This window comes from Streptomyces atroolivaceus (assembly GCF_000717025.1).
Taxonomy (GTDB): Bacteria; Actinomycetota; Actinomycetes; order Streptomycetales; family Streptomycetaceae; genus Streptomyces; species Streptomyces atroolivaceus.
The window spans coordinates 180,511-193,970 of the sequence record NZ_JNXG01000007.1; the positions used below are offsets into that span (position 1 = coordinate 180,511).

Sequence of the window (13,460 nt, forward strand, 5' to 3'; positions counted from 1 at the left end):
CGGGCGCACCGCGTCCACCCGATCGGATCAGTGGTGACGACTCTCACATATCGCCACTTCAACGAGGAAATCCCGCGGTGCGTGCGTAAAGATCCCTGGGACGACAAGCCCCCGCCACCGCGGCGGGGCGGTCCGGGCGGACGCCGAGTCCTGCCGCCGTCCGGATGCCTGGTCGACAGGAGTGGATCGGCAGGAGTGGAGGACCCGAGCACAACGGGCCGACCGGAATTCCGGGCGGCCCTCGGGGTGAAGCCGCTGTGTGCGGCCGGGCAACTTCGCCAGCCCGAACCCGACAGGTCATCCTTCACAGGCGGCTGACGAAGGGTTGCGCATGACTGCGCAGGTTCATGTCCCGTCTCTGTTCGCCCGGGTCGGTACGACCTCGGTCCTGACATTCGCCGTAGGCACCACCATGCTGGCACCCGGCTTCGTGAACGAAGCCGAGGCCGCCGCCCATTCGACGAGGGCGCTCGATGTCGCCGCCTCGAAGAAGGGTGCGCCCTACAGATGGGGCGCCACGGGCCCTCACCGGTTCGACTGCTCCGGGCTCACGCTCTACTCGTTCAAGAAGGCCGGCAAGAAACTTCCCCGAACGGCGCAGCAGCAGTACAACAAGACCCGCCATATCTCCAGGTCGCAGCGGAAACGCGGCGACCTGGTCTTCTTTCATGCGGGCCGCAGTGTGTACCACGTCGGCATCTACGCCGGCAGCGGGAAGATCTGGCACTCGCCGAAGGCCGGCGCCGTGGTCCGGCTGGAGAAGATCTGGTCCGGCAGCGTCTGGTACGGGAGGGTCCGCTGATACGCCCTTCCACCTCTTTCAGTGCAGCAGGGGCCCCGCCACCAGCACGAGCCCCAAGGCGGTGAGCGCCGAGCCGCTGCCGCCCTCGATCACACGAGCGGCACGCGGCCGGCGCAGCCACCGGCCCAGGCGGTCCACCAGCAGTGCCACGGCCGGGAACCAGACGAGCGCGAGCAGTACGACCACCGAGGCCAGCAGCAGGGTCCTGGGGAGAGGCGCCGCGCCGTCGGGGACGAACTGAGGCAGCAGGCTGAGGAAGAGCACGGGCGCCTTCGGGTTGAGGGCGTTCGTCAGGAACCCCTGGCGCAGCGCACGTCCCGGCGCCGCCGGGGTCCCGCCCGTGACCTCCTCCTCGGAACCGGAACCGGAACCGGCACCGGCACCGGCGGCGGCGGCCCGACGCCGCATGGCGTACAGGCCACTGAGCCCGAGGTAGAGCACATAGGCGCCGCCGAGCAGCTGGACGCCGCGGAACAGGACGGGCATCGTCACGAGCACGGCGGCGAGCCCGGCGACGGCCAGCGCGGTGTGCACCACCAGTCCACCGGCGACCCCCACCGCGGTGGCCAGTCCGTCCCGCCGGGAAGCGAGCGCGTTGCGTACGACCACGGTGAAGTCGGCGCCGGGAAGCGCCACCATCCCGGCGGCCACGGCGACAAAGGCGAGCAGTTGTGCGTCCATGGGTACACCCTGACCCGATCGGGCCTTTAGCGTGTACTTGCAATCTTCTGGGTCTGCCAAAAGGAACACTTAATGTACGACCCGACACGGCTGGCCGCCCTGGTGGCGGTGGCCGAGGCCGGCTCGATCACACGGGCGGCCTCGCGGCTGGGCTACACCGCGCCCGCGCTCTCGCAGCAGCTCGCCAAGCTCGAGCGGGAAGCGGGTGCCGCCCTCCTCGTGCGTCATCACCGCGGGACTCGGCTGACTGCCGCAGGCGAGCTGCTGGCGGGACGGGCCAGACGCGTGCTGGACGAGATGGACCAGGCACGGCACGAGCTGGCCCGGCTCGCCGGGCTGTCGGGCGGCCGGCTGCGGGTCGGCACGTTCGTGACGGCCGGAATCCATCTGCTGCCGCCGGTGCTCACCGCGTTCCGGCGCGCCCATCCCGACGTGGAGCTGACGGTCACGGACTACGAGCCGCCCGCAGGGGTGACCGCGGTGGCGGCGGGCGACGTGGACCTGGCACTGACCCACGCGTACGAACCGGCCGCCGCCGATCCGATGCCGTCCGGGCTGTTCTCCGAGACGCTGCTCGTCGAGGAGCTGGTGCTGGTCACCGCGCTCGGGCAGATGCTCTCCGAGGGCAGCGGGCCGCTTCCCGTGGCCGAGCTCGCGGGGCGACCGTTGATCAGCAGCGCTCCGGAGCATCCGCCGAGGCGCGGGGTGGAGCGTGCGCTGGCCGAGGCGGGGGCCACCCCCGCCGTGGTGTGCGAGTCCCCCGGCTACGCCCTGGTGTGTGCCCTGGTCAGTGCGGGCCTCGGCGTGGCTGTGGTGCCGGAGATGGTGGCCGAGATGTCGCCGGCGCCCCTCGCCGTCCGGCGCCTGGAGCCCGCCGCTTTCCGGCGGACGATCTCCGTGGTGCACCGAGGGGACCGGAACACAGCTGCTGCGACGACGCTGATGGCGCTGCTGCGCAGCGGCTTCGGCCGGGCCTCCGCCGCGTAACGGCAGCTGCCCGCGCGAGGGCCCACCCGCCCCGTACGGTCCACCACCCGCCCGACACCGACGGCCCGCGAAGCGCGGACGGCCGTCGTGTCAGGCCCGCGCGGGATCCGGCCAGGGGAGAGCGATCGCCACGGTCTTACCACCGTCCGGGGTGGGGATGACACCGAGCCGGCCGCCGTGCTCCTTCAGCAGAGCTCGGATGATCACCATGCCGCGGCCGTTGTCCTGCCGGACCGCGGCGGGCAGCCGCTGGGGCCGGCGGGGGTGGCTGTCCGTCACACCCAGACAGAACTCGACGTCCCTGTCCAGTCGCAGGTCCACGGTGAACGTGGGTGACTGTCCGAAGGTGTGCTGCACGGCGTTGGTGGCGAGTTCCGAGGCGATCAGCAGGATGGTGTCGGCCGTGTCGCCGTCCTCGGCCAGGCCCCATTCCGCGAGCACCCGGGCCACGTGTCTGCGGGCCGCGGAAACCGATGCCGGATCGCTCGGCAGGGTGACGGTTGCTTCCTGATGGTCTGCCATGGCGACGCCGTCCCTTTCCCACCCCGGCCGACCCGCGGCCGGCCTGGACTGTGCTTCGCGCCAGACTGCCACCGATGCGGCCGCCCATGACGGCCATCCACCAAGATATGCATATATCTATCGCTCATTACGGTGAATTCTTCCCCCTGAGCCCCGAACGGGCGCGAAACTGGCCCCTTTCCGAGCCGGACCTGCGGGGGCGGCTGCCGCACCACGGGAGGAGTCCACCATGCGGAACGGCCCTGCGGTTCGCCGCCGCAAGCTCGGGGAGGAGCTGCGCAGCCTGCGTCACACCTCGGGCCTCACGAGCCGGGACGCCGCCGGGCTGCTGGGCTGGCACCAGTCGAAGGTGAGCCGGATCGAGACCGGGGCGAGCGGGGTGACCGCCCGTGACGTGTCCCGGCTGCTGGATGCCTACGGCGTCGACGACCGGCAGCTGCGTTCTCTGCTCCAGACGCTCGCCGGCTCGGCCGGCGGTGGGGGAAACGGGTGGTGGCACGCCTACCGCGGGCTCATTCCGCCCCAGTACCGCGACTTCATCAGCCTGGAGTCCCAGGCCGACGCCGCCCGCACGCTCGAGACCTCGGTGGTGCCGGGGCTGCTGCAGACCGCCGACTACGCGCGAGCGGTGACCCGGTCCTCGCTGGACGGGCTGCCGCCGGCCCAGCTCGACTCCCTGGTGGAGGTCCGGCTCGCCCGGCAGAGCGTGCTGCACGCCCCCCGGCCGCTGCGGCTCAGCGTCGTGCTCGACGAGGCGGTGCTACGCCGGGGGGTCGGCGGCCCACGCGTCATGGAGGAACAGCTGCGCCATCTGACGCAGGCCGCTCAACTTCCTCACGTGACCCTCCAGTTGCTTCCGTTCGAGGCCGGGAGCTACATCGGGCTCACAGGGCCTTTCGTAATTTTCTCATTTCCGAACATTTCTGATCTGGATGTGGTCGTTCTTGACCACTTGACGAGTAGCCTCTATCTGGAGCGGAGAGAAGACCTTGAGGCGTACAGCTCGGCCTTCCGCACGATGCAGGCCCACGCGCTGTCGCCTGAGCGTTCGCTGGACCTCATCGCCGCAATAGGCCGCGGCGGTCAGGCGGAACCTGCAGACTGCCCGAGGGGGGCACGATGTCCGACCGTCTCGCACAGCCCGCACAGCCCACACAGCCCGCATCCAGGTGGCGGCGCAGCAGCCGCAGCACCGGGATGAACAACTGCGTGGAAACCGCCGCGCTCGGCGACGGCCGTCTCGCCGTGCGCGATTCCAAGGACACGGGCCTGCCGCCGCTGCGCTTCTCGGCCCGGGCGTGGTCGTCCTTCGTCGCCGGACTGGACGGCGGTCCGGTCAGCTGACGGGCAGAGGCGCCGTCGCGAGGACCGTGCCCACAGCGGCGGAGATCTGCTTCCGCGTCAGATCCGCTCGGGCGGTCAGCCTGAGCCGCGAGATTCCGTCCGGCACCGACGGGGGCCGGAAGCACCCCACTGCGAGGCCTGCGGTTCGGCAGTCGGCGGCCCAGCGCACCGCCGATTCCGCCGATGGGGCCCGGACCGACACGACGGCGGCGTCCGGGCGTACCGCGGTCAGTCCTGCCTCCGTCAGCCTGGCGTACAGCTCGACGGCGACGGCCCCCGCCCTCGCCGCGCGTTCGGGCTCGCGCCGCAGCAGACGCAGAGCCCCCAGAGCCGCACCGGCGGACGCCGGCGCGAGTCCGGTGTCGAAGATGAACGTACGGGCCGCGTTGACCAGGTGACGGATGACCCGGTCGGGGCCGAGTACCGCTCCGCCCTGGCTGCCGAGCGACTTGGAGAGGGTGAGGGTGGCGACGACGCCCTCACCGCCCGCGAGTCCGGCGGCCTCGAGCGCGCCGCGCCCGCCCCGGCCCAGGACGCCCAGTCCGTGGGCGTCGTCCACAAGGAGGGCCGCGTCCGCGCCGCGGCAGACCTCGGCGAGTCCGGCCAGTGGAGCGGCGTCGCCGTCCACCGAGAAGACGGAGTCGGTGACGGCCAGCGCCCGTCCGCCGTGCGAGTGGAGCGCTTTTCGCACAGCCTCGGGATCCGCGTGCGGAACGACGGCGGTGGCGGCACGGGAGAGACGGCAGCCGTCGACGATCGAGGCATGGTTGCCCGCGTCGGACACGATCAGCGAATCACGTCCGGTCAGCGCCGTGAGGGCGGCGAGGTTGGCCGCGTACCCGGAGGAGAACACCAGAGCGGATTCGAAACCGCAGAAGTCGGCGAGTTCTTGCTCGAGTTCGGCGTGCAAAGCGGTGGATCCGGTGACGAGGCGCGAACCGGTGGCGCCCGCGCCCCACGTCCGGACCGCTTCGGCTGCTGCGGCGGTGACCTCGGGGTGCCGGCTCAGACCCAGGTAGTCGTTGCTCGCCAGGTCCAGGAGTTCCGTCTCGGCGGGCCGGGGGCGCAGCGAACGGACGAGTCCGGCGTCGGCACGGCGCCGGGCCTCGTCGTCGAGCCAGTCGAACGGTGCGTAGGACATGAGCAGGTCCTTTTGTAGGCAGCTCACAGACCCTAACCGGGTGCGCAACGGGCCAGGGTGTGGCAATACACACAGCATCGGCCGGCTCTGCTGTCCGGTTCCTCCTTGGCCTATGACGGTGCCGTACGTCAGGATCAACGCCATGGACCTGCTGAACACGCTGGTGGAAAAGGGGCTGCGGCGCGAACTGCCGACCCGTGACGAAGCGCTCGCCGTGCTGGCGACCTCCGACGACGAACTGCTCGACGTGGTGGCCGCGGCCGGAAAGGTGCGCCGTCAGTGGTTCGGCCGGCGCGTCAAGCTCAACTATCTGGTGAACCTGAAGTCCGGGCTGTGTCCCGAGGACTGCTCGTACTGCTCGCAGCGGCTCGGTTCCAAGGCCGAGATCCTCAAGTACACCTGGCTCAAACCGGACGAGGCGAAGAAGGCCGCCGCCGCCGGGGTGGCCGGCGGCGCCAAGCGGGTGTGCCTGGTGGCCAGCGGCCGGGGCCCGACGGACCGCGACGTCGACCGGGTGTCGCAGACGATCGAGGCCATCAAGGAGCAGCACGAGGACGTCGAGGTGTGCGCCTGCCTCGGCCTGCTGTCGGAGGGCCAGGCCGACCGTCTGAGGTCCGCGGGCGCCGACGCGTACAACCACAACCTCAACACCTCGGAGGGGACGTACGGCGACATCACGACCACGCACACGTACGCCGACCGGGTGGACACCGTGCAGCAGGCACAGGCCGCCGGGCTTTCGGCGTGCTCCGGGCTGATCGCGGGCATGGGTGAGACGGACGCCGACCTGGTCGACGTCGTCTTCTCGCTGCGCGAGCTGGATCCCGACTCGGTGCCGGTCAATTTCCTGATTCCCATGGAGGGGACCCCGCTCGCGAAGGAGTGGCACCTCACGCCGCAGCGGTGCCTGCGCATCCTGGCGATGGTCAGGTTCGTGTGCCCGGACGTCGAGGTGCGGCTCGCGGGCGGCCGTGAGGTCCATCTGCGTTCGATGCAGCCGCTCGCCCTGCACCTGGTCAACTCGATCTTCCTGGGGGATTACCTGACCAGTGAGGGCCAGTCCGGCCGGACCGACCTCGACATGATCGCGGACGCCGGTTTCGAGGTCGAGGGAGCGACGACGAAGACGCTGCCCGAGCACCGGGCGCCGGAAGCCGGCGGCTGCGGTTCGCACGAGGGCGGCTGCGCTCCGTGCGGCGGCGAGGCCGCCCCGGAGCCTTCCGAGGTCCTGGCGGCGCGTACGGATCTGGTGGCGGTCCGCCGCCGGGGCGCCGGGACGGACCTCGCGCCCAATGCCTGATCCGCTCCGCCCCGCAGACCTCCTCGCCCTGGACCGGGCCCACGTCTGGCACCCCTACGGCCCGATGCCGGGCAGGCAGGAGCCACTGGTCGTCGAGTCAGCGTCCGGGGTGCGTCTCCGGCTCGCCGAACCCGCCCACGGGCATCGCGAGTTGGTGGACGGCATGTCGTCCTGGTGGTCGGCGGTGCACGGCTACAACCATCCGGTCCTCAACGAGGCCGCACGCGGCCAGCTGGACCGGATGAGCCATGTGATGTTCGGCGGGCTCACGCACGAGCCCGCCGTCCGTCTGGCGACCCGGCTGGTGGAGATCACTCCTGAGCCGCTGCGGCACGTCTTCCTCGCCGATTCGGGGTCGGTCTCCGTCGAGGTCGCGGTGAAGATGTGCCTCCAGTACTGGCGATCGGCGGGACGCCCCGGGAAACACCGCCTGCTCACCTGGCGCGGCGGCTACCACGGGGACACCTGGCAGCCCATGTCGGTGTGTGATCCCGAGGGCGGGATGCACGAACTGTGGTCGGGTTCCCTCCCCCGGCAGATCTTCGCGGACGCTCCTCCGGACGGCTTCGACGCCGAACCGGACGAGGCGTACGCGAGGCACCTGCGCGAGCTGATAGCCGCCCATGCCGAGGACCTGGCAGCGGTGATCGTGGAGCCCGTGGTGCAGGGTGCGGGCGGGATGCGCTTCCACTCCCCCGCGTATCTGCGGGTGCTCCGCGAGGCCTGCGACGCGAACGACGTGCTGTTGGTGTTCGACGAGATCGCGACGGGGTTCGGCCGGACCGGCCGGTTGTTCGCGGCCGGGCACGCAGGGGTGTCACCGGATGTCATGTGCGTCGGGAAGGCGCTGACCGGCGGCTATATGACATTGGCGGCGACACTGTGCACATCGCGGGTGGCCGAGGGCATCTCGAGCGGAGACGTCCCGGTGCTGGCGCACGGGCCGACGTTCATGGGTAATCCGCTCGCCTCGGCGGTGGCCTGCGCGTCGGTGGATCTCCTGCTGGCCCAGGACTGGGAGCGGGAGGTGAAGCGGATCGGCACCGCGCTACGACAGGGCCTGGCCGAGGCCTCCGGTATCCCGGGCGTGCGTGACGTCCGGGTGCTGGGCGCGATCGGAGTCGTGCAGCTCGATCACGAGGTGGACATGGCCGCCGCGACGCGGGCCGCGGTCCGCGAAGGTGTGTGGCTGCGGCCGTTCCGCGATCTCGTGTACACGATGCCGCCCTATGTGACCGGCGACGACGACGTGGCACGGATCTGCCGGGCTGTCTGCGCCGCGGCGAAGGAGAGCTGAAGATGACGATCCTCGTGGTGACCGGGACCGGCACCGAGATCGGTAAGACGATCGTGACCGCGGCGGTGGCGGCCGCCTTCCGGGACCTCCGCGTCGCGGTCCTCAAGCCCGCCCAGACGGGTCTCGCCCCGGGTGAACCCGGGGACGCCGCAGAGGTGGCGCGGTTGGCCGGCGCCCACGTCACAGCGGTGGAACTGGCTCGTTACCCGGAGCCGTTGGCGCCCGAGACAGCGGCTCGGCGAGCCGGTCTCCCACCCGTACGTCCGTACGAGATCGCCGAGGCCGCCCAGAAGCTGGAGACGGAGCACGATCTGGTGCTCGTCGAGGGCGCGGGCGGACTGCTCGTCCGCTACGACGAGCGGGGGGCCACGCTCGCGGACGCCGCACGGCTGCTGGCTGCGCCGGTGCTCGTGGTGGCGCCCGCGGGCCTGGGAACGCTCAACGCCACCGCGCTGACGACGGAGGCGCTGCGGACGCGAGGACTCGCGTGCCGCGGCGTGGTGGTGGGGAGCATGCCGGCTGAGCCCGACCTGGCGTCGCGGTGCAACATCGACGACCTTCCGGTCGCGGCGGGTGTCCCGCTGCTCGGCGCGGTGCCGGCCGGTTCGGGAACGTTGGAACCGGCCGACTTCCAGGTGCGGGCGGCGAGTTGGCTGGCACCGGAACTCGGCGGGAATCGCACCGCCGGATGAGCGGCTGAGCGGGGCCGTACGGGGGAGAATCTGAGGAGAGCCGTATCCACGTGCCCTCCGAGGAGGCCCGATCATGCGTCGGCGCAGCACACCTGTCCCCCGGGACGCCGTGCACCACCCGGTATTCGCCCGCTTCTACGCCCGGATGAGCGTGGCCGCCGACCTCAAAGGGGGCGTGGCGGCCCATCGCGACGAGCTCCTCACCGGCCTTTCCGGCCGCGTCATCGAGATCGGCGCGGGAAACGGCCTCAACTTCGCGCATTACCCGGGGGCCGTGTCCGAAGTGGTGGCGATCGAACCGGAGCGCGCCCTGCGGCAGCTTGCGGCCCGTGCGGCGCTGCGCGCGGAGGTGCCGGTCGACGTGGTGCCCGGCACGGCCGAGGCGCTGCCGGTCAAGAGCGAGGCGTTCGACGCCGCTGTGGCCTCGCTGGTCCTGTGCACCGTGCGGGACCTCCCGCGGGCGCTGGCAGAGATCAAGCGGGTGCTGAGGCCGGGCGGGGAGCTGCGTTTCTTCGAACACACCCTGGCCCCCGGCCGAGCGCTGGCGACGGCCCAGCGGGCGGTGGACCGCACGTTCTGGCCGCTGCTCTTCGGGGGCTGTCACACGGCGCGGGACACGGTCGCGGCCGTCGAGGACGCCGGCTTCGAGCTGGGTGTGTACCGCAGTTTCCGCATTCCGGACAAGGGTGCACAACTGCCGACCTCACCGTGCGTGCTCGGCGTGGCCCGCCGGTCCGCCGTGGTCGACCGATCGGCGGAGCAGGACTGAGGAGCCCGGGTCACAGGCTCCAACGGCGCAGCTCGTCGGCGATGGCCCTGACGTCGGCCTTGCCCTCCTTCACCAGCCTGGCCAGATCGCGCACCTGCTCGGGAGAAGTGATGACTTTCAGCCCTGAAGCGACGAGGTAGCCGTAGGCGACGGCGGAGGCGAACATCGCGTTGGAGTGCTCGAGGGCGGGCACGTGGAGGAGCAGCTGCAGCATGGCGGCCGCCCGGGAATGCGGATCGCTGTAGACGGGGCTGCCGAAGATCTCCGCTTCGTGCCGGCTGACAGCGGCGACGAGCGCGCCCCAGTCGACGACCTGTGGGTCACCGGGCGTCTTGTGCTCGGCGACCATGAGCAGCCAGGAAAGGTCGATCTGCAGGTTCAACGGGTGCCTTTGCGCTCCGGGCCGAACTCTTCGGCGAACACCGACTCGTACTGCTTCATGAAGTCGGCCGCGGCCTCGACGAAGGTGTGTCCCACCTCGCCCGCATCCTGTTTGACGAGCTCCTCTATGTAGCGGTTCACGCTCATCCCCCGCTGCAGGGCGCGCTGCCGCGCTGCCTCGGCGGTGGCCTCGTCCACTCGAACGTTCAGCTGAGTCTTGGGCACGGAATCACGCTAGCGCGTGTGCGCTAGCACTCGCAAGGGGAGCGGGCGAGGCAGCGGCAGCGACCGGGGGCGCGCTGCGGTTCGTCGTGCGACTGCCGAGCACTCCGGGGCAGGCGCGGCCCTCCGGCCGCACGGCGAGGACGCGACCGTGGGCGGGGCACGCGCGGGCGGGTTCATCCGGCACGGGTGTCCGGCCGCACCGAGTCGCGTGGACCGGGTACAGCCGGGCACGGGGCCGGACCGTCGGGGACGCGGCGCCGGAAAGCGCTCGCTCCCGCCTCGGACGTTCTGATTGGCTCGGACCATGAATGATCTCGACATCCGCTGCGCCGCACCCTCGGACATCGCCGCCGTGCTGCGGTTCTGGCGCGAGGCCGCGGAAGGAACGAGCATCACCGACGACCACGAAGGAGTGGCGCGGCTGATCTCGCGGGACCCCGAGGCCCTGCTTCTCGCGGAACAGGACGGCCGGATCACCGGGACCGTCATAGCCGGCTACGACGGATGGCGGTGCTCCGCGTACCGGCTCGCCGTGCACCCCGACCGGCGTCGGCAAGGCATCGCCACCGCCCTGATGGACGCCGCGGAACGGCGGTTCCTCGCCCTGGGCGGGCGACGCATCGACGCCATGGTCCTGGAGTCGAACGAGCGGGCACACCGGACATGGGGCTCGGCTGGCTACCATCGCGAGGGCCACTGGCGGCGCTGGGTGAAGTCCGTGCGACCCTGACCGGCACCACCGAAAGCCTGTGCCCAGCCGAAAACCGTCTGTCGGACAGGGTATTTTGCCGATCCTTTACTATGGATCCCCGACCGTCCGACCTCTTGAAAGGTGTGAGCGTCCGCCCATGGGCGAGCCCCCCAGTAGTAGATACCGCCGACATCGCGCAAACCTCCTGCCCCTGCCCGATCATGGGACGGAGGTGAACCGATGACCGAAGTGCTCCTGCTCCTCGTGGCGCTGCTGCTCTCCCTCGCCTGCGGTGCGTTCGTGGCGGCCGAGTTCTCTCTGACCACCGTGGAGCGCGGCGAGCTCGAACGGGCCGTCGAGCGGGGGGACCGTGGAGCGGCGGGAGCGCTCAAGGCCGTGCGCAGCCTCACCTTCCAGCTCTCCGGCGCGCAGCTCGGTATCACCGTCACCAATCTGATCGTGGGCATGCTCTCCGAGCCCTCCATCTCCAAGCTGATCCGGGGACCGGTGGAAGCGACGGGGCTGTCGCCCGGTGTGTCCTCCTCGCTGGCACTCGTGATCGGCACCGCGATGTCCACCGTGGTCCTGATGGTGGTCGGTGAACTCGTACCGAAGAACTGGGCGATCTCCTCCCCGCTCGCCGTCGCCAGGACGGTCGCCGCGCCACAGCGTGCGTTCACCGCGATCTTCCGGCCCTTCATCAGCCACCTCAACAACACCGCCAACCGGATCGTGCGGCGCTTCGGCCTCGAGCCGGCCGAAGAGCTGGCCTCGGCTCGCAGCCCGCAGGAGCTGGTCGCCCTGGCGCGCCATTCCGCGAAGGAGGGGGCGCTGGAGGCGGACACCGCCGAACTCTTCGTCCGCACACTCAACCTGTCCGAACTGACCGCGGAGAACGTGATGACCCCCCGCGTCCAGGTCACCGCCCTCGAGGTACAGGCGACCGCCGAGGACGTCGCGAACGCCACCCGGGCGACCGGCCTCTCCCGGTTCCCCGTGTACCGGGGCAGTCTGGACACGGTCGTCGGCGTCGCGCACATCAAGGACGTGCTGGCCATTCCCGCGGACCAGAGGCCTCGTAAGCGGGTGTCGGACATGCTGCGTGAACCGCTGCTGGTGCCGGAGACGCTCACCGTCGACCGCCTGCTGGACCGGCTCTCCGGGAAGCTGGCCATGGCCGTCGTCATCGACGAGTACGGCGGTACGGCGGGAGTCGTGACGCTGGAGGACATCGTGGAGGAAGTCGTCGGCGAGGTGCGGGACGAACACGACCCGCACGAGACCCCCGACCTGGCGGCAGCGGGCGAGGACGCGGACGGGCGCACCCTGTGGTCCGCCGACGGAGCGGCCCGCACGGACCAGCTCCGCACGATCGGACTGCGGGTCCCGGACGGGCCGTACGAAACACTGGCCGGGCTGATCGCCACGGAGGTCGGCCGCATTCCGGTGGTCGGCGACACCGTGGAGCTCGCGGGCTGGCGGATCGACGTGGTGGACGCCTCGGGGCACCGTGCCGCGCGTGCGCTGCTGCACGCGCCGCTGCCCGGCAGCGACGAGCCGGCGGAGGACGAACGATGACCGCAGTCCAGCTCTTCATCGGCCTGCTGACCCTGGTCGTCAACGCCTTCTTCGTCGGCGCGGAGTTCGCGCTGATCTCCGTACGCCGCAGTCAGATCGAGCCCGAAGCCGAAGCCGGGAACCGGCGGGCCCGGAGCGTCATCTGGGGGCTCGAGCACGTGTCGGCGCTCCTCGCGGCGGCACAGCTGGGCATCACGCTCTGCACCCTGGTGCTCGGTATCGTCGCCGAGCCCGCCATCGCCCATCTTCTGGAGCCCGTCTTCGACTCGGTAGGGGTGCCGCACGGGCTGGTGCACCCGATCTCGTTCGTCATCGCCCTGACCGTGGCGACGTATCTGCACATGCTGCTGGGCGAGATGGTGCCGAAGAACATCGCGCTGGCCGAGCCCGCCCGTACCGCGCTGCTGCTCGGACCGCCCCTGGTGACTCTCGCCAGGGCGCTGAAGCCGGTGATCTTCACGATCAACGCGTTCGCGAACACCCTGCTCAAGCTGTTGCGGGTGGAGACCAAGGACGAGGTCTCCGCGACCTTCTCCGACGACGAGCTGGCGCGCCTCGTCAAGGACGCCGAGGACTCCGGGCTCGTCGACGACCGGTCGGCGGACCGTCTGCGCCACGCGCTGGAACTGGGCCGCCGCCCCGTCCAGGACGTACTCCTCCCGGTCGACCGGGTGCTGTACACGAGGGTCGGCACGACTCCGGAGGAGCTGGAGCGCCTCTCCCACGAGTCCGGCTTCTCCCGGTTCCCCGTGATGGACAGCGAGCAGCGCATCATCGGGTACCTCCACGTGAAGGACGCCCTGGACGCCGCGCCACGGGACGTGCCGTTCCCGGTGTCGGCACTGCGGCCGATCGCCCGGGTGCGCGCGTCGACACCGCTGGACGACGTGCTGACGGCGTTGCGGCGGAGCCGAACGCATCTGGCCGCCGTACTCGACGAGGACGGCCGGCTGGCTGGCATGATCACGATGGAGGACGTACTGCGTGAGCTGGTGGGCAGACCCCAGGCACGCTGACGCCGGCAACCGGTGACGGAACGGCACGAAGGGG

Annotated in this window: 16 protein-coding genes and 1 riboswitch; of the genes, 11 read left to right on the forward strand and 5 right to left on the reverse strand. The window is 70.8% G+C overall.

What is annotated here, in order from left to right:
- The first annotated feature begins 155 nt into the window (after positions 1 to 155).
- A riboswitch (cyclic di-AMP (ydaO/yuaA leader) is annotated at positions 156 to 328 on the forward strand.
- Between the two features lie 3 nt (positions 329 to 331).
- On the forward strand, positions 332 to 802 hold the full coding sequence (locus OO67_RS16875) for a C40 family peptidase (protein ID WP_033301050.1): 471 nt from the start codon (positions 332 to 334) through the stop codon (positions 800 to 802).
- Between the two features lie 18 nt (positions 803 to 820).
- On the opposite strand, the gene OO67_RS16880 is transcribed toward OO67_RS16875, so the two are convergent.
- The gene (locus OO67_RS16880) at positions 821 to 1,483 is read right to left on the reverse strand and encodes a LysE family translocator (protein WP_033301053.1); all 663 of its coding nucleotides are present in this window, start codon (positions 1,481 to 1,483) and stop codon (positions 821 to 823) included.
- Between the two features lie 72 nt (positions 1,484 to 1,555).
- Between OO67_RS16880 and OO67_RS16885 the strand changes: the two genes are divergently transcribed.
- Entirely contained in the window at positions 1,556 to 2,470 is a 915-nt protein-coding gene (locus OO67_RS16885; RefSeq protein ID WP_033301055.1) for a LysR family transcriptional regulator, read from the forward strand.
- Between the two features lie 90 nt (positions 2,471 to 2,560).
- Here the strand turns inward: OO67_RS16885 and OO67_RS16890 are convergent, their stop codons facing one another.
- Complete coding sequence (locus OO67_RS16890; protein WP_033301057.1) at positions 2,561 to 2,992, reverse strand: ATP-binding protein; 432 nt, start codon at positions 2,990 to 2,992, stop codon at positions 2,561 to 2,563.
- A 229-nt stretch (positions 2,993 to 3,221) separates the two neighbouring features.
- Here OO67_RS16890 and OO67_RS16895 point away from each other — a divergent pair, with 229 nt between their 5' ends.
- Positions 3,222 to 4,193 carry a helix-turn-helix domain-containing protein gene (locus OO67_RS16895; protein ID WP_078598023.1) on the forward strand — a complete coding sequence of 324 codons (972 nt, stop codon included), beginning with the start codon at positions 3,222 to 3,224 and terminating at the stop codon, positions 4,191 to 4,193.
- Positions 4,112 to 4,336 carry a DUF397 domain-containing protein gene (locus OO67_RS36810; protein WP_078598025.1) on the forward strand — a complete coding sequence of 75 codons (225 nt, stop codon included), beginning with the start codon at positions 4,112 to 4,114 and terminating at the stop codon, positions 4,334 to 4,336. The genes OO67_RS16895 and OO67_RS36810 overlap by 82 nt, the downstream gene beginning before the upstream one ends.
- Here OO67_RS36810 and OO67_RS16900 read toward each other — a convergent pair.
- Entirely contained in the window at positions 4,329 to 5,477 is a 1,149-nt protein-coding gene (locus tag OO67_RS16900) for an 8-amino-7-oxononanoate synthase (protein WP_033301059.1), read from the reverse strand. The genes OO67_RS36810 and OO67_RS16900 overlap by 8 nt on opposite strands.
- A gap of 142 nt (positions 5,478 to 5,619) precedes the next feature.
- On the opposite strand from OO67_RS16900, the gene bioB reads away from it, so the two are divergent.
- From bioB to OO67_RS16920, 4 genes are all read left to right on the forward strand, one after another.
- The gene (gene bioB / locus OO67_RS16905) at positions 5,620 to 6,777 is read left to right on the forward strand and encodes a biotin synthase BioB (RefSeq protein ID WP_033301314.1); all 1,158 of its coding nucleotides are present in this window, start codon (positions 5,620 to 5,622) and stop codon (positions 6,775 to 6,777) included.
- A complete protein-coding gene (locus tag OO67_RS16910; protein ID WP_033301062.1) occupies positions 6,770 to 8,074 on the forward strand; it encodes an adenosylmethionine--8-amino-7-oxononanoate transaminase in 1,305 nt (434 codons plus the stop codon). Before bioB ends, OO67_RS16910 begins: the two co-directional genes overlap by 8 nt.
- Before the next feature lie 2 nt (positions 8,075 to 8,076).
- Positions 8,077 to 8,766: a dethiobiotin synthase gene (gene bioD / locus OO67_RS16915; RefSeq protein ID WP_033301069.1), complete on the forward strand. Its 690-nt coding sequence runs from the start codon at positions 8,077 to 8,079 to the stop codon at positions 8,764 to 8,766.
- 73 nt (positions 8,767 to 8,839) lie between these two features.
- A complete protein-coding gene (locus tag OO67_RS16920; RefSeq protein WP_033301071.1) occupies positions 8,840 to 9,535 on the forward strand; it encodes a class I SAM-dependent methyltransferase in 696 nt (231 codons plus the stop codon).
- Positions 9,536 to 9,545: 10 nt separating this feature from the next.
- Here the strand turns inward: OO67_RS16920 and OO67_RS16925 are convergent, their stop codons facing one another.
- Entirely contained in the window at positions 9,546 to 9,917 is a 372-nt protein-coding gene (locus tag OO67_RS16925; protein WP_031094113.1) for a hypothetical protein, read from the reverse strand.
- On the reverse strand, positions 9,914 to 10,141 hold the full coding sequence (locus tag OO67_RS16930) for a hypothetical protein (RefSeq protein ID WP_030921856.1): 228 nt from the start codon (positions 10,139 to 10,141) through the stop codon (positions 9,914 to 9,916). The genes OO67_RS16925 and OO67_RS16930 overlap by 4 nt, the downstream gene beginning before the upstream one ends.
- Positions 10,142 to 10,445: 304 nt before the next feature.
- Between OO67_RS16930 and OO67_RS16935 the strand changes: the two genes are divergently transcribed.
- From OO67_RS16935 to OO67_RS16945, 3 genes are all read left to right on the forward strand, one after another.
- On the forward strand, positions 10,446 to 10,871 hold the full coding sequence (locus tag OO67_RS16935) for a GNAT family N-acetyltransferase (protein WP_033301074.1): 426 nt from the start codon (positions 10,446 to 10,448) through the stop codon (positions 10,869 to 10,871).
- Positions 10,872 to 11,072: 201 nt separating this feature from the next.
- Positions 11,073 to 12,410 (forward strand): hemolysin family protein, encoded by a 1,338-nt coding sequence (locus OO67_RS16940; protein WP_033301076.1) that lies wholly within the window; start codon positions 11,073 to 11,075, stop codon positions 12,408 to 12,410.
- Positions 12,407 to 13,426: a hemolysin family protein gene (locus OO67_RS16945; RefSeq protein WP_033301077.1), complete on the forward strand. Its 1,020-nt coding sequence runs from the start codon at positions 12,407 to 12,409 to the stop codon at positions 13,424 to 13,426. Before OO67_RS16940 ends, OO67_RS16945 begins: the two co-directional genes overlap by 4 nt.
- Positions 13,427 to 13,460 lie beyond the last annotated feature (34 nt).